Genomic DNA, 26,494 nt, shown 5'->3' on the forward strand with positions numbered 1-26,494 from the left:
TTGGCTATTCAGAACCTCAGCAGCAAATGGACACAGAGATGTCGAAACTGGGATATGATTCAAAATCAACTTGCCATTATGGAAGCAGTAGAAGCATAATGAGTAAAGATAAAGGCATATAAAAAAATCAGTATAACCCTTGATGAATTGGGCATACTGATAATACATAAACAGATGATGATTAGACATGATTCGTCATCTACTATCTAAACCTGTCGATTTTTACTTACACATAATTCTTCACATTCCCGCAGATGCAAGCCTGTTTGTTGTCTCAAACTATATCGTTCTCTGTTCGTTTAATGTTCAGTATATTCAGAATACAGTTTTAGTGATACTGTTTCTATTTGCAAATTTCATTCTGTTTCTTCTATTGGAAGGAATTGTTATCTATAGCATTACAGAAGATATTCATAAAATAATGTTATTATTGCTTGTTGTCTTAAATCTTTTTTTTCATTATATATTCATACCAGTCGCATTTTTATAGAAAGGGGCAAACATGATGCTTTCTAAAAATAAATATTGTTTTAGAGTAGCGACGATATTGGTTATCCTTACCATATTGCAATGGGTGATAACCTATATGGAGGCTTACCAAGAAGCGACACCGCTGAATCAGTTTTATTTCACAACATCATTTCCGAGAAGTATATGGTTTGAAATGCTTTTGATGCTGTTATTTCCTTATGTAATATTGATGGATTATCATAAAGCTGTAAGTAGTGGTTACATCCATCAAATGATGATTAGAGTGGGAATAAAACAGATGTTTTTCTATTCCATTAAGCAAATCACAAAATATACATTAATTTTCTCGATATTGTTATATGCAGTGGTTTTATTCAACAGCTATGTAATTGCATTCATACAGCCGAACGGTATTCCATCTGGACAAGAGCTTTTATCTTATTTTCTGGGAACATATGATATTCCGGATTTTCTCATTTATTTTATTACGACTGTTATAGGAATATGCATATATTCTATTTTCATGTTTTCTCTTTGTTATGTCATACGCAATCGATATCTATATGTTTTCTTTACGCCTCTACTGTTATTTATTGGTATATTTTCCATATCCAGTTTCTTACACCCATTTCTGTTACAATTCTCATGGTATGCTCAAAATTCGGAGATTATGGCTATGCCATCCTGCATATTGCCGATTGCTTTATTTGCGCCGGGTAGTTTAATGGAAGCTATTGGATTTTATAATTTTATTATCGGAACCATTGTGTATTTTGGAGGTGGAATCAGTATTTTAATTATTGCCTGCAGAAAAATGAAAAAGGAGGCTTTCTTATGAAAAAGGCGATTTTGGAAATATGTCATGTCTCAAAATCATTTAGACACCAAAGCATTTTATCAGATGGCAATATGACGTTTTATGAAGGTGAGCTTCTTTATTTGTGTGGGAAGAATGGAAGTGGTAAATCTACAATATTTAAAATCATAGCCGGTTTACTAGAACCGGACACTGGTACATTGAATTGGATGAAAAAGGTGAAAATAGGTGCGTTAATTGAGAATCCTGAGTATATGGGAAGTGAAACATTATTTGATAATCTTCGTTTTTTATATCAGTTAACTTCACCCTTTCATAAACAGGAAGTAGAGATGCTGGTTAATAGATTTAATCTTGCTCTGTACAATAAAAAACCTTTAAAAAAGTATAGCGTAGGGATGCTTCAGAAAGTGGGAATCATTCAGGCCATCATGGAACATCAAGATTTTATTATGCTTGATGAACCGATGCGTGGATTGGATAAAGAGGCGCAGCAAACGTTTTATGAAATAATACAGGAACTCCATGAGGAAGGGAAAACCGTAATCATTGCATCACATGATGTTATGGATGAAATTGAATTTGATAGAAAACTATGTGTAGAAAATGGAAAGATAATGGAATTATAAAGAAAGGAAGATTCCTGTATATAAAAGTTATTTTGCTAATAGTGTTTTCTGCTCTTGAGGCTGAAGATATCATGATGATTTTGTTTGGTATACCAAAAATACAGCTCATGTATGCCATGTTATTATGGCTTATCTGTGATATGCTTTTCTATAGTGATATGTTACTCCCTTATTTTCGTATGAAATATGGAATGGCAATTCGACTTCAAAAGCATGGGATGTATACATGGTATGTAAAATACAGCGGTATGTCTTGCATGATTTTATGTTTATTTAGAATCTTTTTGCAATATAATAGCAAAGCTATTCGTGTATCTATCGCAGTTATTATGCTATATACAATCGGAGAATGGCTCATTTTTACGCTTGTAATGATACTTTTTCAGCGACTTTCACAAGAAAAACAGCTGATGATTCAATTTGTTTTATTAATTATGACGCGATATGCTTTCTATTATTTTTGTATATAGAATATAAGAAGTCAAAGGGAAGGACTTTAATCCGTAAGCATTGGATTTCCTATAGCGTTAATGGCAGAATTAAGGTCAAATCAACAATTAAAGTTACAAATCGCACAGTAGAAACAAATATAGATATCCAATATTTAAAGCTTGTTTCTAGATTATGATTCTCATACGCATGGAGGTGGACAAGCATAGATGAGTGACGGTACAAATATATACCGTTTTTCTTGCTACGATATGAAAAAAATAATATGCATATTGGTCTGTATTTCTCAAATTCTTGTTGTTTATTGCGTGAAGTTTGCATTTTATGAACGCGATATTTCCGATATCCAGGGCTTCTTTGGATTGGAAAGAGAAAAGGAAGCGACTTTTTTCGAAATAACCCCGCAAAGCAATGAATTCGATCATAAACAAATGATAAATACCATGGAGGCCTTATCTCAAAAATTTAATTGTACGGTGATAAGAACAGAACAGCATGATTCTGATTATATCTGGTATCTCTATAGTCCCTATGATATTTTTCAATACATGGATATTTCCAAGATTAGTGAGCATGATCTTGTATATGAGAATCAGTTGCGCTATGATACAAAACAAAACAGCCTGCGCTTATTCAATCAGGACATTCGTCTGGTTATTCAGCCATTTCAAAATCTGAATCAGAGATTTCAAAATCTCGCAGGAGATTATATCCTGTATTTTGATCAGGATACAGATAAAGATGCCTTTCTTACCGATATCTCTCAGCAGTATCCAGGTGCAATACAGGATATGGGAGCTTTTGAACGACATGCATTTACGCTTTCATCCTATCTGAAAGAGAACATAATTCCGATGGGAATCATAACATTCCTATTGCTGGGGCTGCTTCTCATCATGCTGGTGAATCAGAAATTAAAAACCATCGGCATATTGAAAAGTATGGGAATGTCAGGGCTGCGCATTGGAAGGTTACTGTATCAGAGGCTGTTTTTTCAAATCCTGGCTGTATCGTTACTCAGTATTGTTCTTGCTTATATCTGGATGATAGGCTTTGTCGCCAGACAGACCTATGAGGCGATCCTTTTGCTTTCTTTCTTCTGGATTGGGTTTTCGATCGGTATGTTTCTTGCATTTGCAGGTACGGTTCTGTTGATTCTGCGCTGTCCTGTCTATGCATTTATAAAAAACAGAAGCTTTACCAGATGGTTTATGAATCTGAATTATCTATATGGCATTCTCGCCCTTCTTATTCTGATGCCGCTTTGCTCGACTGCATGGGAACAGATGCAGTTGAATCTGCCTACCTTTCAAGCGCTATTGCGCCAACAGGATATGCTGGAATCGTATGTGTATGCGTTTGATTATCAGGACGGATATCGCTTTGACGGCTATGATGAGGAGTCCGTAGAGGAGGATTACAGAAATAAAAAGCTTATTCAGAATAAAATGTATCAGGTACATCTGAAAGAATACGAAAAGATAAATAGAGAAGGAGGTATCTATTATCGAAAGGATGTTATCCCAAAAGGAGAGGAGCTGCAGCCGTATGCGGAAGTGAATCTGAATTATACAAAGCGCTTTCCTCTTAGAAAACGGGATGGCAGCCTTATTGAATTAACGGACAAAAAGGATACGGTGTATATCCTGCTTCCTGAATCGCTTAATACTGTGGATGTCAGCTATCTTGAAACATACGGCAATCGGATTGAGAGGCTGTATATTCAGGATGAGCAGGTGGATGCTGTGGATTTTTCTTTGCTGGACAGTATGCTGGATACAGATTCCCCGATGTTTTATGTTGTATATAGTGATGATGCCTTTCGTCTGGGGAAGAAGGTAACAAATTATGTATATATGGATATGGATAAGCTGAGCACTTTGACCTCAGTTCATAACGGGGAGCATTTTGTTCCCTCCGCATTGCTGATTCTGCTGGTTATGGCAGAGTATACACATTTGTATCTGCTTTCCTTTCAACAGCGTATTTTTGTCAGACGAGTACAGGGAACCTCCTTTTTCAGGGTATATCTACGGTTGTTTACTGAGCTGTCAGCACCCTTTGTGTTTGTAATCGCATTGTTTCATCAACAGGAGGAATGGAAAATCACAGGTGTATTTCTGATGATCAGTCTGATTGCGTCGATGCTGTTTGTCTATGTAAAAGATAAGGGTGTACGAAATCAAAGCAGGGAGGTGCATATCGGATGAAGTCGATCACGTTAAAGAATATTACACACACATACGGAAAACATACGGTTCTACATGATGTCACCCTATCATTGCCCATAGGAAAAATGATTGCGATATGCGGTCCAAGCGGCTGTGGAAAGACAACGCTTCTCAATATTATCGGCTTGCTGGAGCGTCCGAGCAGGGGAAGTGTGCAGTATGATGAAATGGAGGTTTGCGCAAACAGCAGCAGAGCGGTGAAAAAGCTCCGCTACACAATCGGCTTCCTGTTTCAAAATTACGGATTGTCGGATAATGATACGGTTTTGTGGAATATGATGAGTGCCATGGAATATGTGAAGACCGGTAAGGAAGAGAAAAAGAAATGCATTGCGCAGGTGCTGGAAAAGGTGGGACTGTACGGTATCGAACAACAGAAAATCTGTCAGCTGTCTGGTGGAGAGCAGCAGCGTGTAGCACTGGCAAAGCTGATGGTAAAGCCCTGTGAACTGATCCTTGCGGATGAGCCTACGGGAAATCTGGATGAGGAAAATCGGGATATGGTATTTTCGATTCTGCGTGATTTGAATCAGAAAGGAAAGACGGTTGTTATGGTTACGCATGATCCTGTGCTTGCGAAGCGTTGTGATGAGGTCATTTTATTGGAAAAACACATATAAAAAGCTGGAGGCAGTGATTTTGAAAATCGGAATATGCCTCCAGTTTTCGTATATTCTATTGTTATGGTGAAAAGAGATGCTTATCGTGTGTGAGAATTTATTTTCCGAAACACAGATAAATGCATTGGCTATGATAAAATCTTCAAATTTCATGAAAAGTATATATGCAGCAATAAAAATACGATATACTGTACATAACAAATGGAGGGATTTTATGGTAAAGGAAGAGGTAAGAAATCTGTCATTTCTGTTTACGGAAACAGGGTTTGTGTTGGATACCGTTGATAGAGAGCAGCAAGATTCTAAATGGTTTCAACGATTTCAGGAGGATAAATACAGTGCCTTGTATGATTTCGGCTTTCAGGAACGCATTCATCAACTGCATGCTTCCACCGGTTTCCTGCATCGTACAGCAGAATTGTATATCCATGTTTTAACATCCCTAAGCGAGCTGGAAATCGCCAGAGAGCAGGTGCAAATCACATTGCCAGTTGACATATGGGAACAATTGCAGAAGGAGCTGCCTTTTGCTATTGGCAGTGAGTTCATTACCTATAAATGGGTACAGAATATCTTTGTTCACCTGCACGAGGTATTTTGCAGGGAAATCAGCAGGTATGAGGGAAGTGCAAAGCTGTATCTTGCTGAGAAAAATCAGAATCTAAAGGTGGCAGAGCGTATTTTCTTTCATTTGGTTGAGAGCAAGGATGAGGAATATCCATTTGCCTTTCTTGCAACCTATGCGACGAAGGATCAGGAAGGCAGGATCCGGCACATGCCGCTTCGTTACGCTTTGGAAGAATTCAAGCAGGAGCGTGACCGTCTGCTGACTCTGTTATCCTGTCTGAACAAGGCTGCAAAGACATGTGACTTACTGGATTCCTTTATTGCGCATGGAGAGCTGTTTCATCCTTTGCGCCTGCAGACACAGGAGACCTATGAAATCCTGAAGCATACAGAAGAAATTGAAGCCTGTGGAATCTTATGCAGAATCCCGAACTGGTGGCGGAAAAAATATGCCAGTGTTTCTGTAACCATGAAGATGGGGGAGAAAAAGCCTTCCCTGCTCGGTTTTGATTCTCTATTGTCAATACAACCGGAATTCAGTGTGGACGGTGTTGCTTTAACCAAGGAAGATATCGAACAGCTGCTTCTGCAAAGTGAGGGTCTTGCCTTTTTAAAGGGGAAATGGGTTGAGGTCAACCATAAAAAGCTGCAGGCTCTTTTAAAGCAGATGGAAAATTCAGAAAATGAAAGTATTACGTTAATGGAAGCTTTAAGAACCAATCTAAAAGAAGAAGAGCAAGCAGAGGATGATATAAGCATATGCAATGGGGAATGGCTCCAGTCTTTTCTCCAAAGTCTTCACAAGCCTGCTGAACATCAGAGCGATCATGTGCCTGCGACACTTCAGGCAGTGCTTCGCCCTTATCAAAAGGCAGGCTACAGCTGGCTGCGGCAGATGCAGCAGGTTCATTTCGGAGCCTGTCTTGCAGATGACATGGGGCTTGGTAAAACGCTTCAGGTATTGAGCTTTCTGGAGGAGCTGCGTCTGGAGAAGCCGGATAGCAAAGTTCTACTCATTGTCCCTGCTTCTTTGCTGGGGAACTGGAGCAGTGAGGGTAAGCATTTCCTTTACACCAAAGATGGATTTTCATATATTGCATGGCAAAACAAGTGATAAGCTCAGTATGGATTATGCAGACTTGCGTGTGTTCCTTACCATCACAACCTATGGAATGGCCGCAAAGCTGAGCTGCCTGAAGGATGAGGAATGGGACTGTATCATTCTGGATGAGGCGCAGGCAATCAAAAATCCACTGACCAAGCAGACCAGGGCACTCAAAGAGCTTAAGGGTGCGATGCGAATTGCCATGACCGGTACACCGATTGAAAATGATTTGTCAAATTTATGGTCCTTGTTTGACTTTCTGAATAAGGGACTGCTGGGCACAGCCACGGAATTTAAAGCCTTTGTAAAACGTCTGGAGGAACATCCGGAAGGATATCAGAAACTGAAGGCAATGATTGCTCCGTTTATGCTTCGGCGTTTGAAAACGGATAAAACCATTATATCGGATCCGCCTGAAAAGCTGGAATCCGATGAGTATGTCACACTCAGCAAACAACAGGTTGTCTTATATCGGAAGCTGATTGCCGATATGGAAGAGAAAATCAAAGAGTCTGAAGGAATGGAACGCCGTGGCCTAGTGCTGTCCACCATCACAAAGCTGAAGCAGATATGCAATCATCCGGATCAGTATCTTGGAGAGGAATCGTACCGGATAAAGGATAGCGGAAAGCTGGAAATGCTGAAAGAAATCTGTGAAACGATATATGAAAAAAGAGAACGGGTTCTGGTATTTACACAATATAAAGAAATCATTCCGTACCTGCATGCTACTCTGGCCAAAATTTTCCATCAGGAGGGCTATATTCTGCACGGCGGTACACCGGTGAAAAAACGTTCAGAGATTGTTGCCGCATTTCAACAGGAAGCCTATGTTCCCTATATCGTTCTTTCCTTAAAAGCAGCTGGAACCGGATTGAATCTGACAGCCGCAAATCATGTGATTCATTTTGACCGCTGGTGGAATCCGGCTGTTGAGAATCAGGCAACGGACAGGGCATTTCGCATCGGTCAGAAAAAGAATGTAATTGTACATAAGCTGATCAGTAAGGGAACGGTGGAAGAAAAAATTGACGAACTGATAAAATCCAAGGTGGAGCTTTCACAGCAGGTAATCGGAGATGGTAAAGAAACATGGATTACGGAGATGAACAATGAGGAACTGATGAATCTTCTTCGTCTGGATGCGAGGTGAGCATATGAGCAGATATTGGAAAACAGCAGAATATTCTCAGCTATCGGCAGAGGAGCTGCGATATAAGGCTGAAGAAAGTATGAGGAAAGCAGAAAGTAAGGGCCGCAGCATGGAGCCGGTCACGATAGAAGGAAGGGCAATCACCGTCAGCTGGTGGGGAAAGGCATGGTGTGAGAATCTTGAAAAATATGCAGATTTCGCATCACGGCTGGAGCGTGGAAAGCGATATGTGCGTACGGGAACTGTGATTGATCTACAGATTCGCGCGGGAAGAATTCAAGCTCGGGCTCAGGGACGGCGGAAAGCACCGTACAAGGTGGAAATTCACATATCACCATTAAAGGAAGAAGACTGCCAGCGCATAATGCAGGCTTGTGCCAATCAGATTGAAAATCTGGAAGCACTGCTCAGCGGTAAATTCCCACAGAGTCTGCAGGAGCTGTTTACCGGTGAAAGCGGCCTCTTCCCAAGTCCAAGAGAAATCAGCTTTCAATGCAGCTGCCCCGACTGGGCGATTATGTGCAAGCATGTTGCGGCAGTATTGTATGGAGTAGGAAACCGTCTGGATGAAAATCCGTTTCTGTTTTTTACACTGCGTGGAATTGATTTAGCTAAATTTATCGACGTTGCGATTGGGAATAAAGTGGAAATGATGCTGGAGCATGCAAATGAAAAAAGTGCACGTATTATGGATAATGCGGCAATTCACGATGTATTTGGATTATAAGGAGACATTATGGAAAAAAGAAAAAGTGTGTCCATGGATGCGTTCATGGGGAAGTATGCGGGTGTATATTACATAAAGCTGCTGCTGAAGGAGCCGGTTGAAAGTCGTGCTCTTGCAATCAGGGAGCGACTGCTAAAGAGGTTTAACGAGGTAGATGATGTTATAGAGCAGGAGGGTATGTATTCCTATGCACTCTGTAATCATAAAGTAACCTATAAGGATGATGTGAAGGTGCCATCGCAGCTGTTTATAACGCAGATGATTGCGTTTGATAAAACGACGATACCGGAACTGGTTTTGCAACAATGCTGGAGCTGTGAAAATGTTGAGGAGCTGCTCAAAGACTGTCAATATGAAATCATGTTTTCCGATTTTATGGCAAGTGGGCTTCCTGTGCGGGAGCGTTGTGAAATACTTGCAGCATTTGCGGATATTATGATGGAGGTTTATCCGGAGGCAGTGGCGATGTACTGGCCGCATGCAGGAAAGATTGTACCAAGAGCTGACTGGTTAAACAGCAGCTGGAGCAATCCTGCGCTGCATTTTCTTGATGGCGGTGTCAATGTGCGATTGTTCAATATTGCGGAGAGCTCGGAAAAGATTGTGGATACGACCGGGTTGACAGCGATAGGATTGTGTGATTTGCAGTGTCACTTTCATAATTTGGATATAGATTTTATTATTCGCTATATGTTTAATTTTACATCTTATCTCTATGCACAGGGAGAAGATATTATCAAAGACGGAGATACTATGGATGGTAGGAATTCACAGGAGCGATGGCGTTGTCAGCACGAGGATGCATTAGTTTCTCCAAGTCGGGTGGTTATTGATGTGAATCCCGGTGAATTTGGTGCTGGAAAGCGTGTTGAGCAAATGGAAGCATAAACAAGGCAGCAAAAGATTATGTGAGATTCAGCTGCTATGGTAATTGTTAGTAAGTCATGCTATTCTAATCCTATGGATCTAATTTTATTATGGATGAATGCTGTTTTTGGCCTTTGGTCTAGCCTCTCCTGAGACTAGCGTATCTAAATTCTGGCAGCTCCTTTTTCAATTGTATCTGACAAATGTCTAGCCTCTCCTCGAGGATTATATATCTAAATTTATGTATGATAATTTGAAGATAAAAGGAATGATTGAGCTAGACTTCTCTTGAGGCTATCAAACAAAATCGCCTATAAATAAGAAAAGACGAGTATATACCGCTCGTCTTTTTACAATTGTTAAAGGTTATTCCTGGGTTTAAAAAATAGCACAACATTGCTTCCGGTATTACATGATTCCTGATGACATAGAGATACGGAACATGCATACATAAGTAATCACACTATCCTCAGCTACAAATTTGTCTTTTTTTCCAGCTGCCGGCACGCCCATAAAAAGCTGAGGCTTCCCATAAGGATAAACAGCAGCAAAACAGCTGTCAGATTCCCTGTGTCTATTCTGCCATATAGAATCAGAGAACGCAATGCCTGGATCATATGGGTAAACGGATTGAGATTGATTGCAGTATGTAAGAAACCGGTAATACCTGTCATGGGAAACAGTGCATTGCTGAGAAAAAACACCGGAAGTACAATCGCGTTCATAACAGTTTCGTATATCACCTCATTCGGAAGGAGCATGCTGATTCCATAAGACAGCCCTGCCATAAAAAATGAGGTCAGAAAAATCAGTGAAATAAAGATGAGATATCCAGAGAGTGGCAGGGAAAATCTGACAGAAAACAGAAGACTGAGAGCTATCATAATTCCTACCTCCAGAAAGGTACACAATACGGCTTCAAAAAGCTGTGCAAGCACAATGGAGCTGCGTGTGAGCGGAGCAATCAGTATCCGATCGAAGCTGCCATCCGATTTCATCAGATAATTCATAATTCCACTGCTGCTGCAGGTCGAGAAGCTGATTAGGACAATCAGTCCCGGAAGCATGAACGCCGTATAATTTTCGATGCCGGAATGCTGCATCGTTGAAGAAGCGATTGCACTATAAAGTATCAGCCACAGAATCGGCTGCAAAGCTGTCATAACAATGGTGAATTTGTTGTGGAATCTCCATTTTATATTCCTGTATAAAAGGGTAAAAACACTCATACACATTCCTTCCTTTCACTCTGTGTCAGTCTCAGATACACATCCTCCAATGTCGGCTGCGCGATTTCTATTCCCTGAAATGCCGCATGCCTTTTCAATAATACTGCCGCTGCTGCTTCTATATCGCTTTGCGGGGTCTGCGTATAAATCAGAAGCTTTTCAGCACGTAGAAGGATTTCCTTTGACATCTGCTCCTTTAGGATGCCACAGCCTTTTCTTGCCTCTGCTTCAGAGGAAAAGGTGATTTCTATCGAATTCTGCCGCAGTAAAGAGCGCAGCTGTGCGGGGGATCCCTGTGTTACTTCCTTGCCATCCTTCATAATGCAGACGGTATTGCTGAGCTGATCGGCTTCCTCCAGATAATGTGTCGTAAGAAAAATCGTGACACCAAAATCATCTCTGATTTTTCTCATCATTCCCCACATCGCAATACGGGACTGTACATCCATTCCCACCGTAGGCTCATCCAGAAACAGAATTTTCGGATTCGTCATCATATTCAGGGCAATATCCAGACGCCGTTTCACACCGCCGGAATAAGAGGATACTGGATAACGCCGATACGGCTCCAGACCGAAATCAACAATGAGCGTTTCCATCCGTTTTTCGGCATCCCTTTTGGGTATTCTGTACAAACGGCTTTGAAGCAGCATATTTTCTTCCAGAGATAAATACGTATCAATGGAGGTTTGCTGGGCAACGCAGGCAATTTGCGAGCGCAGAGAGGCTGCATCCCTACACAAATCCTTCTCCAGCATCGTTATTCTACCGGATGTCGGCTGCAAATAGGTTGTCAGTATTCTGAGCAGTGTGGATTTACCGGCACCGTTTTGTCCAAGCAAAGAGAAAATCTCTCCCTGTTCAACGCAAAGAGATATACCATTCAGTGCCTGTACGCCGTTTTTATACTGCTTGACTACCTGCTTTACCTGTATGGCGCTCATGCTTCCTCCAGAATCGGAAATTGTATTTCCGTGATATATTTTTTCGGATTTCCCTTGAACAGCATTCCCGGCCCCTTGATGAAAACCTCCCGAAAGGGCGCAGAAATCTTTAGGCTGTGTTTGACCGCATACTGATCAATTGCGGCATAGGCAAGCGGCAGTGTCGCATAGGAGCCGATATGGGTAACACATACCGCTTTGATGCGGGGCATTTGCTTTACTTCAATATCCTGAGTGCATGGCACTTCATCCGTTGGAACACAGAGCTCCAGTGCTCCCTGCTTTGTTTCCGGATTCATAGACAGATAGTTGAAAAACGGTGCCCCGTTTGTTTTCCCGTGTATTGATTGAAACACCTTGGGAAATACCCGGTTTGCTTTTGTGACATCTCCTTCATAACTCATGTATGCCACACAAAGCGGCTCAATCTCTCGTATTTCGATTTTATATTCCATGTTTCTTCTCCTCTTCTTTCTGAATGGCAATCCATACATCGCATTGGTTGTATGGTGCCTGCGTCTGCACAGGATATGCTTCGATATCGGGAAGCCGTGCATATTCATAACCGGAAAACAGCAGCCATTCGGAATAAAACCGGCGGAAAATATCCTGTACATTTTCCTTGAAATTCCCCTTGTTTTCAAACACAGCCCAGGTCGCGGCAGGAATGCGCAGCTCATGAAACCGGGATGGAATCTTTTTGCTTGTGGCAACTGCTATATAGTAGAAAATGTGATCGGGATCCTCATATACGCTGATGCCGAAGATTGCATTCGTACCGGTATCGGATAGCTGACAGAGCTCTGTGTATTGCGGACTTTGCATTGTTTCCTTCCAGAAATGGGGGACAATTTTATGATTCTCCTCCATCTCCTCGCATAGGCGTATCCGGATGCCCGCAAAGCGCAGCTCCCTTTTCTCTGCTATATGATAGGCCATAGGACTTCCTCCTGTGATATTGACAGAAAACTGTATCGGCGGATATGCATGCAGTGTTTTGCCGATATTTTTTGCGGCTGTCGGAGGGATACCGTGAACCTTTTGAAAGGCTCTGTTAAATGCGGTTGGTGAGGTATAGCCATACTTGAGGGCAACATCCAGCACCCTGGCATCACAGCGCTGCAAATCGAAGGCAGCCTGCGACATTCTTCGTCTTCGGATATAATCTGACAGCGATATGCCGGCGACATAGGAAAACATTCTTTGAAAATAATAGGGTGAGCAGCATGCGATACGGGCTGCCTCCTCGTACGATATCTCTGCATCAAGATTTTGCTCTATGTATGCGATGGCATCACTAAGCTTTCTTAACCATTCCATTTCTTTACCTCCCTTGCGTATAGGATATTCCAATACGTTTTTTTAATCCTCGCTTTTCCTGCGCTCTTTTGTAAACTATACGCTATATAAAAATTGTGTGCAAGTATCCCTAATTTTCATACCAGGAATACCGTAAGTGCATGGAAAGGCATATATGCAGGCTCTTTTGTTTGCAATCTCTCTTTGAGATGGCGTATAATGATGAACAGATGAGAGGTGACGTTATGTTAGAGAAAAACATATTGGAAGATGTACTGGAAATCGCCTGCAGTACGACGGGTGATTTTGCAGAAATTTTTGAAGAAGTCAATTACAGTACCAGAATATCCATGCTGAATGACGAGGTTGAAAGCACCAACAGTGGTATTCGCTGCGGGCTGGGTCTGCGGATTTATCATGGACTGGAATCCGTGTACGGCTATACCAATGATACAGATGAAAAAAATCTGAAGGAATTTGCGAAAAAGCTGGCGGACAGTCTGGGGGAACAGGGAAAGCATATTCCTGTGCAATTAAAGGAAATAACGTATGAAAATGCTCATATCATACGGCGCATACCGCGCGAAACTGCGCTAAAGGATAAAGTGGCGCTCATGAGGCGTGCTAGCGAAGCTGCACAGTCCTATGATGCGCATATAACGAAGGCGATTGTGAATTATCAGGATGATGAGCAGCATGTCGCAATATCCAATTCGGAAGGAAAATATATTCGTGATGTCCGGATTCGGACTAGAATGGCGGTATCTGCCGTTGCACAGGATGGAGCATTGCGGGAAACCGGAAGCTGTTCTCCCGGAGGCAGTGAAGGAATGGAGTTTTATGATACACACAAACCGGAGGATATTGGAAAAGAGGCGGCGCGCATTGCGATGACGATGCTGTATGCACAGCCGTGTCCTAGCGGTGTTATGCCGGTTATTATCGACAACGGCTTTGGCGGTGTCATCTTCCATGAGGCCTGCGGACACTCTCTGGAGGCACGCGGAGTTGCGAAAAATCAATCCAATTTTGCAGGAAAGCTGGGACAGAGAATTGCGAGTGAATGTGTAACGGCTGTGGATGACGGTACGATTCCCAATGCCTGGGGAAGTACAAATATCGATGATGAGGGAAATTTCACACGACGCACGGTACTGATTGAAAAGGGAATACTGAAGAGCTATCTGGTGGATACATTGAATGGGCGCCGGTTGAACATGCCTTCCACGGCATCCAGCAGACGGCAGTCCTATAAATATGAAACAACGTCCCGAATGACCAATACCTTCCTGTTGAACGGTACGGATCAGCTGGAGGATATGATAAAGGAAACCTCGTATGGACTATATGCAAAGACAATGGCTGGTGGCAGTGTGCAGGCAACCGGTGATTTCAATTTCGCTGTCAGAGAAGCATATTTGATCGAGGACGGAAAGATAACAACACCTGTCAAGGGCGCAACACTGATTGGAAACGGCTCGGATACATTGCTGAAAATTGACCGAGTCGCAGGTAATCTTGCGCGTGCACAGGGAATGTGCGGATCCAGCAGCGGAAGCATACCTACAGATGTCGGTCAGCCGGCAATACGAGTTAGTGAAATGACGGTTGGTGGCAGTAAGGGAGGCAAGGAACATGCATAAGCAACGTTGGCTTGACGCGGCAAAGGCTGCGGGTATCGAACAGTTGGAAATCTATGAACAGAAAAGCAGATCCACATCCATACGGCTGTTTGAAGGAAGTGTGGACGGCTACACCATCAGTGAGTGTAACGGATTTGCGATTCGTGGTATATATAAAGGAAATATGGGTATCTGTTTTCTGGAACAGGATGATGATGCCTTACTGGAGGACACGCTCTGCAGGATAAAGGAAAATGCGGAGGTGATTACAAGCAGGGATGAAGTGGAAATTTATGCGGGTGATTCTGCGTATCCCCAGCTGCAGCTGCGCAGCTGTACATGGAATGCACATCCGGATGCAGAAAAGATCGAAATGCTGAAGACGGTGGAGCAGTATATAAAGGAATCGGATGCCAGAATCGCTCAGGTTATGAATACCAGCTATGGCGAAGTCGATGTGGAAATTGCCATTGATAATACATTGGGTGTTCATCTGCATGATGCACAGCATGCGGCGTATATCAGTACAGCAGTTATGGCGAAGGATCAAGAGGATACAAAGATTGCAGGTGACTGGCAGTATCTGTATGATGATGTTTGCTTCGACGCGAAAAAATTTGCAGCAGGTGTGAGCCGTAAGGTGCTGGATAAGCTGTCTGCTGAAAGTGTGCAGAGTGCACAGTATCCGGTTCTGATTGAAAATGAGGCAATGGCAGATTTGCTGGCGGCCTTTAGCGGTATGTTTGACGGAGAAAATGCTTACAAAGGTATTTCATTATTGAATGACAGTATTGAGAAACAGATTTTCAGTGATAAAATTACAATTGTGGATGATCCGTTGTTGAAGAACGGCTATAACTCGAGAAGCTTTGATGATGAGGGGGTTGCCTGCAGGAATAAGATACTGGTTGATAAAGGCGTTTTAAAGACCTATCTGCACAATCTGAAATCCGCAAAGCTTATGAATTGTGAAACGACGGGCAATGGATTTAAGGCGGGATATGCATCCAATGTCGGTATAGCTCCAAGCAATCTGTTTATTGAAAATGGAAGTACATCTATGGATGAAATGATTGCATCGATGGAGGAAGGAATCATTGTTACGGAAATAACAGGTCTGCATGCCGGACTGAATGCCATGACAGGTGAATTTTCACTGCAATCTCAGGGCTGGTATGTGAAGGACGGAAAAAAGGTCAAGCCGGTCAATCTGATCACGATCGCTGGTAATTTTCTGGAGGCAATGAAGCAGGTGGAGATGCTGGGGAATGATGGAAAGCTGAATGCTGGATCTATTGGTTCACCGAGTATTTTGTTTACATCGCTTTCTGTCAGTGGTTTATAATGTGATACAGGCATTGTATGGCTGGTGTAACAGCTGCGTAAAAGTCTGCGTAAAAGCATGAATTTTACATTGAAAATGGCATGAAAATATTCTATAATATAGGTGCCAAATCCAAAGACCGAAAGGTCAAAAGAAAGGGACAGAGTATCTTCCACATAACTCTGTCCCTTTTGACGCAGTAAGAGGCACCAAATCCAGGAGTAATGAAAACGGCGAGTTCACCTCCTTTCCGTAGCAAGATCATCCCAGTTAATATAAAACTGAGCTTATTTGCTTACTAATGCCGCCGCTTGTATTTCAGGACGATGTACAGGATGATTCCAAGCTCTCGCAGCACTTTTGGTATGATGCCAATCAGCGCAATGAGAATCCAGATTATGTAATTCATCCTTCCTCCTATCACCTGGTGCATGAGTAAGAATTTCTGCATACCGATGAACCTCCTACACATATACATACGAATGGAAGATGCAGAACTCCTAAAAGAAATAAAAATATTTTTATATAAAAGGATAAAAATGGTTGAAGTGGATGCAGGAATATTCTATAATAAAGATGCCAAATCCAAAGACCGAAAGGTCAAAAGAAAGGGACAGAGTTACGTGGAGATACTCTGTCCCTTTTGACGCAGTAAGAGGCACCAAATCCAGGAGTAATGAAAACGGCGAGTTCACCTCCTTTCCGTAGCAGTATCATCTCAGTTAACAGAACACTGAGATTATCTGCTTACTAATGCCGCCGTTTGTATTTCAGGACGATGTACAGGATGATTCCAAGCTCCCGCAGCACTTTCGGTGTGATACCAATCAGTGCGATGAGAAACCAGAATATGTAATCCATCCTTCCTCCTTTCACCTGGTGCATTTCTAAGGTATAGTGTATGCATACCGATGAACCTCCTACATATATACATACGAATGCAATATACAAAACTCCTAAAAGAAATAAAAATATTTTTTAAAATAATGGTTGAAGTGGATACAGGAATATTTTATAATAAAAGTGCCAAATCCAAAGACCGAAAGGTCGCAAGAAAGGGACAGAGTTACGAGCAAGATACTCTGTCCCTTTTGAAGTAGTAAGAGGCACCAAATCCAGGAGTAATGAAAAGCGGCGAGTTCACCTCCTTTCCGTAGCAGTATCATCCCAGTTAATCCAACACTGAGATTATCTGTTTACTAATGCCGCCGTTTGTATTTCAGGACGATGTACAGGATGATCCCAAGCTCCCGCAGCACTTTCGGTGTGATACCAATCAGTGCGATGAGAAACCAGAATATGTAATCCATCCTTCCTCCTTTCACCTGGTGCATTTCTAAGGTATAGTGTATGCATACCGATGAACCTCCTACATATATACATACGAATGCAATATACAAAACTCCTAAAAGAAATAAAAATATTTTTTAAAATAATGGTTGAAGTGGATGCAGGAATATTTTATAATAAAAGTGCCAAATCCAAAGGTCGAAAGGCCAAAAGAAAGGGACAGAGTTACGTTGTGGTTACTCTGTCCCTTTTGACGCAGTAAGAGGCACCAAATCCAGGAGTAATGAAAACGGCGAGTTCACCTCCTTTCCGTAGCAGTATCATCTCAGTTAATCCAACACTGAGATTATCTGCTTACTAATGCCGCCGTTTGTATTTCAGGACGATGTACAGGATGATCCCAAGCTCCCGCAGCACTTTCGGTGTGATACCAATCAGTGCGACGAGAAACCAGAATATGTAATCCATCCTTCCTCCTTTCACCTGGCGCATTCCTAAGGTATTGTATATGCATACCGATGAACCTCCTACACATATACATACGAATGCGATATGTAAAACTCCTAAAGGAAATAAATTTTTTTTGTAAAATTTGATAAACTGTATCTCATAGAAAGAAGTGTCTTATGTTTCTTTCTAGTTTTGTGTGTTTGCGAAAAGACAGATTCAAATTCTATTGATAAGTACAATCGTGTTGCATTCTTCAGATTTTGAATTTAACCACAATTGGGTAAGCCCCTATACACGCTATTCATTTTCTTCTTTCTGCCTTCCATGTGGATTTCATTCCGATAATATCGTAAGTTTCTGAAAACTTTATTAAGAAATGGAAACTCCTTGGTCCCTGCAAGGATTCTATGGTAAAATAGGATACGGTGATAAAATGAAAAGTTTATATGATTTTACATACGATCAGATGGGCGATATGGCTCTGGAGCAGGGCTGGAAAAAATTTCGTGCACATCAGATCTTTCAATGGCTGTATCGCAAACGTGCAGTCAGCATAGATGACATGAGTGATCTTTCCAAGGATACCAGAGAGACCCTGAAGCAGCAGTTTTCTCTCACGCCGCTAAAGCTGCGTGATAAGCAGGTGGCAAGCGATGGGACGACGAAATATCTGTTTGCTTTGGAGGACGGCTCCCTGATTGAAAGTGTGCTGATGCAGTTTGATTATGGTAAGAGTATCTGTGTTACCTCACAGGTAGGCTGCAATATGGCCTGTGCCTTTTGTGCCAGTGGTCTGACAAAAAAGAAACGCAACCTGACAAGTGGAGAAATGGTGGCCCAGGTGCTGTATGTGCAGCGTGATCTGGATAAGCAGGAGGATCGGCTGAGTCATATTGTGGTAATGGGAACGGGGGAACCGTTTGACAATTACGAGCATGTGATGAATTTCCTTTCTACTGTCAATCATGATCGCGGACTGGGAATCGGTGCGCGTCATATTACGATATCCACCTGCGGTGTCGTTCCGAAAATTTATGAATTTGCCAAGGAGCACACACAATACAATCTGGCAATCTCTCTGCATGCGCCAAACAATGAACTCCGCGATCGTCTGATGCCGGTCAACCGTGCCTATCCACTGGAGGAGCTGATGGAGGCAATCCAGTATTATGCACGGGAGAACAATCGCCGTCTGACGTTTGAATATATTCTTCTGCGCGGGGTCAATGACCAGAAGGAGCATGTGGCACAGCTGGCAAAGCTGTTAAAGGGTCTGAATGCCTATGTGAATCTGATTCCCTACAACGCTGTGGATGAAAACGGCTTTCAGGGAGTGGATCATGCCCATGCCATGGTATTCTATGATGCACTCATGAAGCAGGGAGTGCGTTGTACGATTCGTAAGGAGCATGGTGCGGATATCGACGCGGCATGCGGACAGCTGCGTGTTAAGCATCTGAAGAAGGAACAGGAAGGGAGCCGTTCATGAGTATTCAATATTATGGAGCGAGTCATGTCGGACTTCGAAGAAGAAATAATCAGGACAGCATCTGTTTTCTGGAAAACGGAGAGCATGCTCTGTTAGCTGTAGTCTGTGACGGCATTGGCGGCGGTCTTGCAGGAGATGTTGCGAGTCGTATGGCTATTGAGCATATGAAGGAAAGCTTTTTGAAAATGGAAAAATGCAGCTCGGATGTTCAGGTCAAGCACTGGCTGCAGGATACCATACAGGAAGCAAATGATCTGATTTTTACGCAGTCAACACGCAATACAGAACAAAAGGGAATGGGAACCACACTAGTTGGTATTCTGAAATGTGAAACGACGACCTACATTTTCAATGTCGGAGATTCCCGTACCTATGGGCTGTATGCGGATGATTTTCTGGCATTGACAGAGGATCATTCCTATATTGCGGATATGCTGAAGCGCGGAGAATTGAGCGAAGAGGAGGCAGCGGTGCATCCGAATCGCAACATGCTGACCAATGCCCTCGGCATATGGGATTCTGTACGCATCGATATCAATAAAATTAAAAATGATTACAAGGCGCTGCTGATTTGCAGTGATGGTTTACACGGCTATGTCAGTGAAGCGATTATTCGCGAGATTCTGGAAAGTAAGCGCAGCGTGGAGGATAAGGTTCGCATGCTGATTGACAAGGCTCTTCTTGCGGGCGGCTATGACAATGTGAGTGTCATCATCGTGGAACAGGCAGGTGATCTCCATGAATAACAACAACAAAATGATTGCCGAGCGCTATATGATCGTTTCCTCATTGGGGGAAGGCGGTATGGCGGATGTCTATCTGGCAATCGATACCATACTGAACCGTGAGGTGGCGATCAAGGTGCTGCGTGGGGAGCTCAGCAAGGATCCGGTGACACTGCTGCGCTTTCAGCGGGAGGCCAATGCGGTCAGCAAGCTGAACCATCCCAATGTAGTGGATGTATACGATGTCGGAGAGTTTGAGGGACGTCACTATATCGTAATGGAATATGTACGCGGCCGTACACTGAAGCAGCTGATTTCCCAGCGTGGGGCACTACATCAGGAAGAGGCTGTAAACATCATGATTCAGCTGACCAGCGCTGTACAGCATGCCCATGAAAACGATATTATTCACCGGGATATCAAGCCTCAGAATGTTCTGGTTAAGGATGATGGTACGGTAAAGATTACCGATTTCGGAATTGCGCTGGCGCACGATACGGTACAGCTGACGCAAAGTGATGCGGTACTGGGCAGTGCGCACTATCTGGCTCCGGAAACAACACGGGGAGAAACACCAAGCAATCAGGTGGACATCTATGCGCTTGGTATCGTGTTTTATGAGCTTTTGACCGGGAATGTTCCCTTCCATGGAGACAACCCCGTCCAGATTGCAATGAAGCATCTGCGTGAGGAGATACCAAGTGTTCGTGATTTCAATCCGACACTGCCGCAGTCCGTGGAGAACATCATCATCAAGGCAACCGTGAAAAACCGCAAGCTGCGCTATCAGAGTGCGAAGGATATGCTGTATGACCTGCACCGCTGCCTGCTTCCGGAATATGCACATGTCGAAAAGCTGGTGTTTGAGGAAGAGCATCCGCAGCCGACAATGGTCATGGAGCAGCGCAAGCAGAAGCAGACTAAGAAAACTGAGGTGCGCAAAAAGCATGTGGAGCCGATTGAAGAGGATGAAGAGGATGATTCCGGTAATCGGAAAATCACAACAATCATCATTGCTATGATTGTCGGGCTGTGTGTGATCGGTGTTGCGGCCTTTGTACTGATGAGCGGAATTTTTGATAAAGAAAAGATGATTAAGGTCCCGGAGCTGTCCACATCACAGACGCAGCAGGAGGCAATTCAGACGCTGACCTCCAGCGGGTTTAAAAAGGATAATATTACGATTAAGCAGGAGCTGAGTGATGATGTGGAAAAAGGTCATGTCATCCGTGTATCACCGGATACCGGAGAGGAAATTGGTGAAAAATCCAAGCTGACGCTGACTGTTTCCAGAGGAACCTGGTTTGTGGTAAAGGATTACCGCCATCGTTTACCGGAGGAAGTGGAAAAGGAACTGAATGAACAGAATCCAAACATCAAGCTGGAAATCAGCTATGAGCAAAGGGCGAATACGTGGCCCGGATATATAGCGGAACAAAGCGGCTTGGAAATCGGAGAAAAGCTGGATCCGGATAAAGAATATACATTAAAAATAACTGTCAGTCAGCTGATGAGCTGGAAGATAGAGGGCGTTGTAGGAAAAACGGCAGAAGAGGCCATTGCTTTAATTAAAGAAAAGACGGGAATACTTCCGGTATCGGATGAGCGTTCCTATGATGACCTGAGTGAAGAGGAACAAAAGACCATTAAAAAAGGAGTCGTTACAGATGTGGATCCCGCAGAGGGAACGGAATATGTCCAGCAGATGGAGAATCCGAATGTTATAACGATAAGGTTTTACAAATGACAGAAACAGGAAGAATTATCAAGATCGTATCCAGCCGCTATGAGGTGCTGGCAGCCAATCAGGAGCGGGTGCTGTGTGTTGCCATGGGAAAGCTGCGTAAGGCGCACTCTCCGGTTGTCGGCGATCTGGTGGAATTTGAACGCTTTGCGGATCAAAACGGTATTCAGAAAATTCTGCCCCGTAAAAATGCCCTCGTCCGCCCATCCATTGCCAACGTGGATCAGGCGATCATCGTCATGTCCTGCAAGGATCCGGATTTTTCAACAACCCTGATTGACCGCTTGATTTTCAGTGTATGCTATGCGGGAATCCGTCCTGTTTTATGCATCACCAAGCTGGATCTCATCGCTGAAAATGATGCAATCCATGAGGAAATCCAGCATTATATCGACAACGGTTATGAGGTGTATCAGAGTGGGAAAGGCTATGCAAGTGAGGATCTGATACAGGCCTTGAAGGGAAATATCAGTGTGCTGACAGGGCAGAGCGGCGCAGGTAAAAGCTCCCTGTTAAACCGGATTGACCCTACCTTTCATCTTCAAACACAGGAAATCAGCAAGGCTTTGGGTAGAGGAAAGCATACAACACGGCATTGTGAGCTGCATGAGATTGCCGGCGGCTGGGTGGCAGATACCCCCGGTTTTTCCTCACTGGATTTTATTGCGATGAATATCACGCAGCTGGCCGAATGCATACCTGATTTTCAAAATGTTCAGGATGCATGCAGATTCCGCGATTGTATTCATGTCAATGAACCGGATTGTGCCATACGTGCTGCTGTTGAGGATGGGACGATACGCAGGGAACGCTATGCGCATTATCTGGAAATTGTGGATATGATACAAAAAGCAAAGCCGCGGTATTGAAACAGCATACAGAAAATACAATACAATTATGAAGGAGGACACACGTTATGAAAGAATTAGTAATCGCTCCGTCCATTCTGTCACTGGACTATTCCAGAACGAGTGAACAGCTGAAGGAGCTGGATGAAAGCAATGCGAAATGGATGCATTTTGATGTTATGGATGGCCATTTTGTACCGAATCTGACCTTTGGACCGGACCTTCTCAAGGGCTTTAAAAAAGCAGTGGATATGGTAATGGATGTTCATATCATGGTAGATAATCCGGATATGGTTGCGGAAATCTTCGCCAAGGCAGGTGCAGATGTTATCACCTTTCATCTGGAAGCTGTGAAGGATGTGGATGCCTGCATTCAGCTGTGCAGAAAAATCCGTGAAATGGGTGTACAGGCAGGTGTATCTGTGAAGCCGAAAACCGGTGTGGACGCACTGCTGGCACATCTGAAGGAAATGGATCTGGTTTTGATCATGTCGGTGGAGCCGGGCTTTGGCGGACAGTCCTTTATGGAGGATACGCTGGAAAAGGTGCGCGTTCTGCGTGAGCGGATTGAAAAGGAAGGTTTGAATACACGTATTGAAATCGATGGCGGTATCAATGGGGAAACGGCAAAGCTGGCCGTTGCTGCCGGAGTGGATACGCTGGTTGCCGGAAGCTATGTGTTCAAAAACGGTATTGCGGAATCCGTGGATAAGCTGCTGGCATGTCAAAGGTAGTTCTCGTTGCCGGCATGTGTGAGACTGCGCCGATCATTGCACATGCCGATTATATCGGCGTAGATCATGGAGCTGTCTGCTGCATGCGGCAGGGTATTGCCATGCGCAAGGCCGTAGGGGACTTTGACAGCATAACAAGGGAGGAGCTTGCACAGCTCAAGCAGTATTGTGAGGTGGAAAAGCTCCCCTCCCATAAAAATGAAACCGATACTGAGGTTGCAATCGAAGCAGCACTGCAGCTGGGCTATGATGACATTATCCTATACGGCGGCCTGGGTGGACGTCTGGATCATGAAATGGCCAATCTGCATCTGATGATCTATCGTGAGCTTCCGCTGACCCTGATGAATGATACCAATATCATCAAGGTATTGCATCCGGGAACCTATGAGGTTGAAAAGCAGCATACCTACTTGTCCTTTCTGCCGCTGGAGGATTCCTGCATCAGTGAGGAGGGGGTTGCCTATCCCTTGAAGGAACGCGTTTTGAAGGTTACGGATATTTATCCGCTTTCCAATGAAATCAATGGCAATATTGCGAGGATCACCATACATTATGGGCGTGTGCTGATGATGCAGTGCAGGGACGCATAACAAACCGGAATCAACATATAGGAAGCTTAAAAATGCTTTCTTTGGAGCATGTCTATACGGCGTGTTCCTTTTTCTTTTGTTTTTACCGGGAAGCGGGTATAATGAAGGGGAATATAAACGACAGCTGTATGAAGCAGGGCTGTCTGACATATACTGATGAAAAAGGAGGGCTGATTATGCTGGAGTTGAAGCTGAAAAGCGGTGAGGTGAAGCAGTGTGAAGCAGGTGCCTATGTTCATGAGCTGCTGGAAGCATGGAACGTAAAGGAGGCGGTTTATGCAGTTACGCTGGATGGAAAGCTGCATGATCTGAATTATCGAATCAAAAAAAGCGGTGCACTGGATTATATTTATGCGGATAGTGAAACCGGGAAGCTTATCTATGAGCGCAGCTTGAATTTTCTGTTTATTGTAGCGGTGCGCAGTCTGTTTCCCGATGCCCGTGTCCGCATGGAGCATGCCCTCAGTGGCGGTCAGTATTGCGAAATCGATAAGGAAGGATACTGCAAGCCGCAGGATGTACGTAAAATTGAAAAGCGGATGAAGGAGCTCATTGCCGCAAACGAGGTGATTCACCGACGTGTTGTGGCCACAGCAGAGGCACAGGCCTATTTTGACCGTCTGGGAATGAAAAACAAGGCAAATCTTTTGGCATGCAGGAAAAGTGCGACCAGCAGTATTTATACATTGTGCGGATATGATGATTATTTTTACGGCATCATGCTGCCGGATACCTCCTATCTCACACATTTTTCCATTCGTTTTTATGCACCGGGTGTCTGGCTGTCTGCAGGAAACGGATTTCAGAATCAGGCAAAGCTGTTTCATGTGTTTCAGGAGTTTGAAACCTGGGGCAGGCTGATTGGTGTATCCAATATTGCAGAGCTGAATGCACAGATTCAGCAGGGCTATATGGATGATCTGGTGCTGATGAGCGAAACGATGGTAGAAAAGAAGCTGGCAGAGCTTGCGGCGTCCATTGTACAGGGGCATCCGCATACGAAATTCATTCTGATTGCAGGACCGAGCTCTGCAGGAAAGACAACCTTTTCCAGACGTCTGGCAATTCACCTTAAGATTCTTGGGAAAAAACCGATGCCGATCTCAATGGATGATTTCTATAAAAACCGCGAGGACTGTCCAAGGCTGCCGGATGGAAGCTATGATTTTGAAGGATTGGAGGCACTGGATCTGGAGCTGTTTAATGACACCATGCTGAAGCTGCTGCATAAGGAAGCAGTGCATATGCCGTTGTTCAACTTCAAAACGGGGCAGCGCGAGTGGAAGGAAAGGGAAACAGTGCTGGAGGATGATCATATTCTGATAATAGAAGGTATCCACGGATTGAATCCTAAGACCTCTGCCGATTTGCCGGAAGAGGCGAAGTTTCGTATCTATATCAATGCACTGACGCACTTGAATCTGGACGAGCATAACCGTATACCGACAAGTGATTACCGCCTGATCCGCCGCATTGCCAGAGATTATCAGTTTCGCAGCTGGAGTGCGCAGAATACCATTCATTTCTGGAAGAATGTAAAGCAGGGAGAGGATCATAACATCTATCCGTATCAGGAGGAGGCCGATGCTATCTTCAATTCCTCCATGGTATATGAAATGTCTATTCTTAAGAAAATTGTGATTCCGCTGCTGGATCAGGTGCATCCACATGAAGCGCAGTATCTGGAGGCCAACCGTTTGAAAAAGCTGCTTGCCTATTTTGTGGACGGCAGTGAGGAGGCAGTGCCAAGAAGCAGTATTCTTGCGGAATTTATTGGAAACAGTGTTTTTGATGTCTGATTCCTATCCTCCCTCACAGAGCGTTTTATAAAAAAACAGCATGGGAATAGGAGCCGTAACGAATCCAGATTCGTATTAACGAATATATATACCGAATTCAATTATGAATTAGGTAGTTATAAGCAGGATATCGGCAATGATAGAAAATAATCATCGGAATACAAAAAGCAGATCATCTGTACAGTTAAGGATGATCTGCTTTCTTTATGGCTTGTCCTGCTTCCTGAAGTAAGAAAAAAACAGGTTACCCTGTTTCATATCCACTCTTAGATAGCTTTTTTGTTTTTCAGCGTTTTTAATGCACGAGCACTAATACGGATCGTTTGAGGTTTTCCATCAACAACGACTTTAACTTTCTGTAAGTTTACATTCCAGTTACGACGACTAGCACGCATAGAGTGAGAGCGTTTATTACCTGATAAAGGTCCTTTACCTGTAATTGCACAAACTTTTGACATACCGTTTACCTCCTTCCGTACAATACTTTAAAACACAATTTGCTTAGATATCATACCATCTTATAATGTAAAATGCAACAATAATTTTCAAAAATTGTACAGGGAATACAGTATAAATAAAAATTGCTTACTACCTGAAGCAAAGACCTTTTGCCGTATGGATGTAAATGCTTCATAACAAAGCGGTTTCATGGTGTCCTCACAAGCAGGACATGCAATAGTTGCCTGTGACAGCTGTATGATGAGAAGATGCGCCAGGTAAAATATTCCAGAATATTCGATGTTTTTCCGTCTTCTATAAAAACTTAA

General features: G+C 43.3%; 24 protein-coding genes. 19 read left to right on the forward strand and 5 right to left on the reverse strand.

Going from position 1 to position 26,494, the window contains the following annotated elements; genetic code table 11:
* Nucleotides 1–586: 586 nt before the first annotated feature.
* The 9 genes from KSZ58_RS05265 (at nucleotide 587) to KSZ58_RS05305 (ending at nucleotide 9,658) form a co-directional block, all read left to right on the forward strand.
* Nucleotides 587–1,309, forward strand: a complete 723-nt coding sequence (locus KSZ58_RS05265) for a hypothetical protein (RefSeq protein ID WP_009587813.1) — start codon at nucleotides 587–589, stop codon at nucleotides 1,307–1,309.
* Nucleotides 1,306–1,917: an ATP-binding cassette domain-containing protein gene (locus KSZ58_RS05270; protein WP_009269404.1), complete on the forward strand. Its 612-nt coding sequence runs from the start codon at nucleotides 1,306–1,308 to the stop codon at nucleotides 1,915–1,917. Before KSZ58_RS05265 ends, KSZ58_RS05270 begins: the two co-directional genes overlap by 4 nt.
* Complete coding sequence (locus KSZ58_RS05275) at nucleotides 1,884–2,387, forward strand: hypothetical protein (protein WP_008818952.1); 504 nt, start codon at nucleotides 1,884–1,886, stop codon at nucleotides 2,385–2,387. The genes KSZ58_RS05270 and KSZ58_RS05275 overlap by 34 nt, the downstream gene beginning before the upstream one ends.
* A 288-nt stretch (nucleotides 2,388–2,675) precedes the next feature.
* Nucleotides 2,676–4,577, forward strand: coding sequence for a DUF1430 domain-containing protein (locus tag KSZ58_RS05280; protein ID WP_227761306.1), 1,902 nt, complete (start codon nucleotides 2,676–2,678; stop codon nucleotides 4,575–4,577).
* Entirely contained in the window at nucleotides 4,574–5,218 is a 645-nt protein-coding gene (locus KSZ58_RS05285) for an ABC transporter ATP-binding protein (protein WP_008818950.1), read from the forward strand. Before KSZ58_RS05280 ends, KSZ58_RS05285 begins: the two co-directional genes overlap by 4 nt.
* Before the next feature lie 214 nt (nucleotides 5,219–5,432).
* The gene (locus KSZ58_RS05290) at nucleotides 5,433–6,899 is read left to right on the forward strand and encodes an SNF2 helicase-associated domain-containing protein (RefSeq protein WP_217752634.1); all 1,467 of its coding nucleotides are present in this window, start codon (nucleotides 5,433–5,435) and stop codon (nucleotides 6,897–6,899) included.
* Nucleotides 6,865–8,043 carry a DEAD/DEAH box helicase gene (locus KSZ58_RS05295; protein ID WP_008818948.1) on the forward strand — a complete coding sequence of 393 codons (1,179 nt, stop codon included), beginning with the start codon at nucleotides 6,865–6,867 and terminating at the stop codon, nucleotides 8,041–8,043. The genes KSZ58_RS05290 and KSZ58_RS05295 overlap by 35 nt, the downstream gene beginning before the upstream one ends.
* Nucleotides 8,044–8,047: 4 nt before the next feature.
* Nucleotides 8,048–8,770, forward strand: a complete 723-nt coding sequence (locus KSZ58_RS05300) for an SWIM zinc finger family protein (protein ID WP_009269401.1) — start codon at nucleotides 8,048–8,050, stop codon at nucleotides 8,768–8,770.
* Nucleotides 8,771–8,779: 9 nt separating this feature from the next.
* The gene (locus tag KSZ58_RS05305; protein ID WP_008818946.1) at nucleotides 8,780–9,658 is read left to right on the forward strand and encodes a DUF4261 domain-containing protein; all 879 of its coding nucleotides are present in this window, start codon (nucleotides 8,780–8,782) and stop codon (nucleotides 9,656–9,658) included.
* 452 nt (nucleotides 9,659–10,110) lie between these two features.
* Here KSZ58_RS05305 and KSZ58_RS05310 read toward each other — a convergent pair whose 3' ends face one another.
* Genes KSZ58_RS05310 through KSZ58_RS05325 form a run of 4 tightly spaced genes read right to left on the reverse strand, consistent with a single transcriptional unit; the run spans nucleotide 10,111 to nucleotide 13,130 of the window.
* On the reverse strand, nucleotides 10,111–10,866 hold the full coding sequence (locus KSZ58_RS05310) for an ABC transporter permease (protein WP_009269400.1): 756 nt from the start codon (nucleotides 10,864–10,866) through the stop codon (nucleotides 10,111–10,113).
* Nucleotides 10,863–11,810: an ABC transporter ATP-binding protein gene (locus KSZ58_RS05315; protein ID WP_008818943.1), complete on the reverse strand. Its 948-nt coding sequence runs from the start codon at nucleotides 11,808–11,810 to the stop codon at nucleotides 10,863–10,865. The genes KSZ58_RS05310 and KSZ58_RS05315 overlap by 4 nt, the downstream gene beginning before the upstream one ends.
* Nucleotides 11,807–12,265, reverse strand: a complete 459-nt coding sequence (locus KSZ58_RS05320) for a GyrI-like domain-containing protein (protein WP_008818942.1) — start codon at nucleotides 12,263–12,265, stop codon at nucleotides 11,807–11,809. The genes KSZ58_RS05315 and KSZ58_RS05320 overlap by 4 nt, the downstream gene beginning before the upstream one ends.
* Nucleotides 12,255–13,130 carry an effector binding domain-containing protein gene (locus KSZ58_RS05325; protein ID WP_009269399.1) on the reverse strand — a complete coding sequence of 292 codons (876 nt, stop codon included), beginning with the start codon at nucleotides 13,128–13,130 and terminating at the stop codon, nucleotides 12,255–12,257. Before KSZ58_RS05325 ends, KSZ58_RS05320 begins: the two co-directional genes overlap by 11 nt.
* Nucleotides 13,131–13,354: 224 nt before the next feature.
* On the opposite strand from KSZ58_RS05325, the gene KSZ58_RS05330 reads away from it, so the two are divergent.
* The 10 genes from KSZ58_RS05330 (at nucleotide 13,355) to KSZ58_RS05375 (ending at nucleotide 25,727) form a co-directional block, all read left to right on the forward strand.
* On the forward strand, nucleotides 13,355–14,752 hold the full coding sequence (locus KSZ58_RS05330) for a TldD/PmbA family protein (RefSeq protein WP_009269398.1): 1,398 nt from the start codon (nucleotides 13,355–13,357) through the stop codon (nucleotides 14,750–14,752).
* A complete protein-coding gene (locus KSZ58_RS05335) occupies nucleotides 14,745–16,076 on the forward strand; it encodes a TldD/PmbA family protein (RefSeq protein ID WP_008818939.1) in 1,332 nt (443 codons plus the stop codon). Before KSZ58_RS05330 ends, KSZ58_RS05335 begins: the two co-directional genes overlap by 8 nt.
* 461 nt (nucleotides 16,077–16,537) lie before the next feature.
* On the forward strand, nucleotides 16,538–16,702 hold the full coding sequence (locus tag KSZ58_RS05340) for a hypothetical protein (RefSeq protein WP_162232152.1): 165 nt from the start codon (nucleotides 16,538–16,540) through the stop codon (nucleotides 16,700–16,702).
* 1,526 nt (nucleotides 16,703–18,228) lie between these two features.
* On the forward strand, nucleotides 18,229–19,284 hold the full coding sequence (gene rlmN / locus KSZ58_RS05345) for a 23S rRNA (adenine(2503)-C(2))-methyltransferase RlmN (protein ID WP_002608449.1): 1,056 nt from the start codon (nucleotides 18,229–18,231) through the stop codon (nucleotides 19,282–19,284).
* Nucleotides 19,281–20,030 (forward strand): Stp1/IreP family PP2C-type Ser/Thr phosphatase, encoded by a 750-nt coding sequence (locus KSZ58_RS05350; protein ID WP_008818935.1) that lies wholly within the window; start codon nucleotides 19,281–19,283, stop codon nucleotides 20,028–20,030. The genes rlmN and KSZ58_RS05350 overlap by 4 nt, the downstream gene beginning before the upstream one ends.
* Nucleotides 20,023–21,756, forward strand: coding sequence for a Stk1 family PASTA domain-containing Ser/Thr kinase (gene pknB / locus KSZ58_RS05355; protein ID WP_008818934.1), 1,734 nt, complete (start codon nucleotides 20,023–20,025; stop codon nucleotides 21,754–21,756). The genes KSZ58_RS05350 and pknB overlap by 8 nt, the downstream gene beginning before the upstream one ends.
* Nucleotides 21,753–22,622 carry a ribosome small subunit-dependent GTPase A gene (gene rsgA / locus KSZ58_RS05360; protein WP_217752635.1) on the forward strand — a complete coding sequence of 290 codons (870 nt, stop codon included), beginning with the start codon at nucleotides 21,753–21,755 and terminating at the stop codon, nucleotides 22,620–22,622. The genes pknB and rsgA overlap by 4 nt, the downstream gene beginning before the upstream one ends.
* Nucleotides 22,623–22,669: 47 nt before the next feature.
* Nucleotides 22,670–23,335 carry a ribulose-phosphate 3-epimerase gene (rpe, locus tag KSZ58_RS05365; protein ID WP_055201328.1) on the forward strand — a complete coding sequence of 222 codons (666 nt, stop codon included), beginning with the start codon at nucleotides 22,670–22,672 and terminating at the stop codon, nucleotides 23,333–23,335.
* Nucleotides 23,323–23,928, forward strand: coding sequence for a thiamine diphosphokinase (locus KSZ58_RS05370; RefSeq protein WP_175627841.1), 606 nt, complete (start codon nucleotides 23,323–23,325; stop codon nucleotides 23,926–23,928). Before rpe ends, KSZ58_RS05370 begins: the two co-directional genes overlap by 13 nt.
* A 32-nt stretch (nucleotides 23,929–23,960) precedes the next feature.
* Nucleotides 23,961–25,727 (forward strand): nucleoside kinase, encoded by a 1,767-nt coding sequence (locus KSZ58_RS05375; protein WP_008818930.1) that lies wholly within the window; start codon nucleotides 23,961–23,963, stop codon nucleotides 25,725–25,727.
* Nucleotides 25,728–25,993: 266 nt separating this feature from the next.
* On the opposite strand, the gene rpmB is transcribed toward KSZ58_RS05375, so the two are convergent.
* The gene (rpmB, locus tag KSZ58_RS05380) at nucleotides 25,994–26,185 is read right to left on the reverse strand and encodes a 50S ribosomal protein L28 (protein ID WP_002608456.1); all 192 of its coding nucleotides are present in this window, start codon (nucleotides 26,183–26,185) and stop codon (nucleotides 25,994–25,996) included.
* Between the last annotated feature and the right edge of the window lie 309 nt (nucleotides 26,186–26,494).

Source organism: Erysipelatoclostridium sp. DFI.2.3 (assembly GCF_019132535.1).
Lineage (GTDB): Bacteria > Bacillota_I > Bacilli_A > Erysipelotrichales > Erysipelotrichaceae > Clostridium_AQ > Clostridium_AQ innocuum.

What these genes read in the sequence shown, in the direction of transcription:
- KSZ58_RS05325 (WP_009269399.1), bottom strand. Translation starts at nt 13,130, where the DNA reads ATGGAATGGTTAAGAAAGCTTAGTGATGCCATCGCATACATAGAGCAA.
- KSZ58_RS05270 (WP_009269404.1), top strand. Translation starts at nt 1,306, where the DNA reads ATGAAAAAGGCGATTTTGGAAATATGTCATGTCTCAAAATCATTTAGA.
- KSZ58_RS05295 (WP_008818948.1), top strand. Translation starts at nt 6,865, where the DNA reads ATGGATTTTCATATATTGCATGGCAAAACAAGTGATAAGCTCAGTATG.
- rlmN (WP_002608449.1), top strand. Translation starts at nt 18,229, where the DNA reads ATGAAAAGTTTATATGATTTTACATACGATCAGATGGGCGATATGGCT.
- KSZ58_RS05340 (WP_162232152.1), top strand. Translation starts at nt 16,538, where the DNA reads ATGGAAGATGCAGAACTCCTAAAAGAAATAAAAATATTTTTATATAAA.
- pknB (WP_008818934.1), top strand. Translation starts at nt 20,023, where the DNA reads ATGAATAACAACAACAAAATGATTGCCGAGCGCTATATGATCGTTTCC.
- KSZ58_RS05265 (WP_009587813.1), top strand. Translation starts at nt 587, where the DNA reads ATGGAGGCTTACCAAGAAGCGACACCGCTGAATCAGTTTTATTTCACA.
- KSZ58_RS05330 (WP_009269398.1), top strand. Translation starts at nt 13,355, where the DNA reads ATGTTAGAGAAAAACATATTGGAAGATGTACTGGAAATCGCCTGCAGT.
- KSZ58_RS05300 (WP_009269401.1), top strand. Translation starts at nt 8,048, where the DNA reads ATGAGCAGATATTGGAAAACAGCAGAATATTCTCAGCTATCGGCAGAG.
- KSZ58_RS05305 (WP_008818946.1), top strand. Translation starts at nt 8,780, where the DNA reads ATGGAAAAAAGAAAAAGTGTGTCCATGGATGCGTTCATGGGGAAGTAT.
- KSZ58_RS05320 (WP_008818942.1), bottom strand. Translation starts at nt 12,265, where the DNA reads ATGGAATATAAAATCGAAATACGAGAGATTGAGCCGCTTTGTGTGGCA.
- KSZ58_RS05285 (WP_008818950.1), top strand. Translation starts at nt 4,574, where the DNA reads ATGAAGTCGATCACGTTAAAGAATATTACACACACATACGGAAAACAT.
- KSZ58_RS05375 (WP_008818930.1), top strand. Translation starts at nt 23,961, where the DNA reads ATGCTTTCTTTGGAGCATGTCTATACGGCGTGTTCCTTTTTCTTTTGT.
- KSZ58_RS05310 (WP_009269400.1), bottom strand. Translation starts at nt 10,866, where the DNA reads ATGAGTGTTTTTACCCTTTTATACAGGAATATAAAATGGAGATTCCAC.
- KSZ58_RS05290 (WP_217752634.1), top strand. Translation starts at nt 5,433, where the DNA reads ATGGTAAAGGAAGAGGTAAGAAATCTGTCATTTCTGTTTACGGAAACA.
- KSZ58_RS05335 (WP_008818939.1), top strand. Translation starts at nt 14,745, where the DNA reads ATGCATAAGCAACGTTGGCTTGACGCGGCAAAGGCTGCGGGTATCGAA.
- KSZ58_RS05350 (WP_008818935.1), top strand. Translation starts at nt 19,281, where the DNA reads ATGAGTATTCAATATTATGGAGCGAGTCATGTCGGACTTCGAAGAAGA.
- KSZ58_RS05315 (WP_008818943.1), bottom strand. Translation starts at nt 11,810, where the DNA reads ATGAGCGCCATACAGGTAAAGCAGGTAGTCAAGCAGTATAAAAACGGC.
- KSZ58_RS05275 (WP_008818952.1), top strand. Translation starts at nt 1,884, where the DNA reads ATGTGTAGAAAATGGAAAGATAATGGAATTATAAAGAAAGGAAGATTC.
- rsgA (WP_217752635.1), top strand. Translation starts at nt 21,753, where the DNA reads ATGACAGAAACAGGAAGAATTATCAAGATCGTATCCAGCCGCTATGAG.
- rpmB (WP_002608456.1), bottom strand. Translation starts at nt 26,185, where the DNA reads ATGTCAAAAGTTTGTGCAATTACAGGTAAAGGACCTTTATCAGGTAAT.
- KSZ58_RS05370 (WP_175627841.1), top strand. Translation starts at nt 23,323, where the DNA reads ATGTCAAAGGTAGTTCTCGTTGCCGGCATGTGTGAGACTGCGCCGATC.
- rpe (WP_055201328.1), top strand. Translation starts at nt 22,670, where the DNA reads ATGAAAGAATTAGTAATCGCTCCGTCCATTCTGTCACTGGACTATTCC.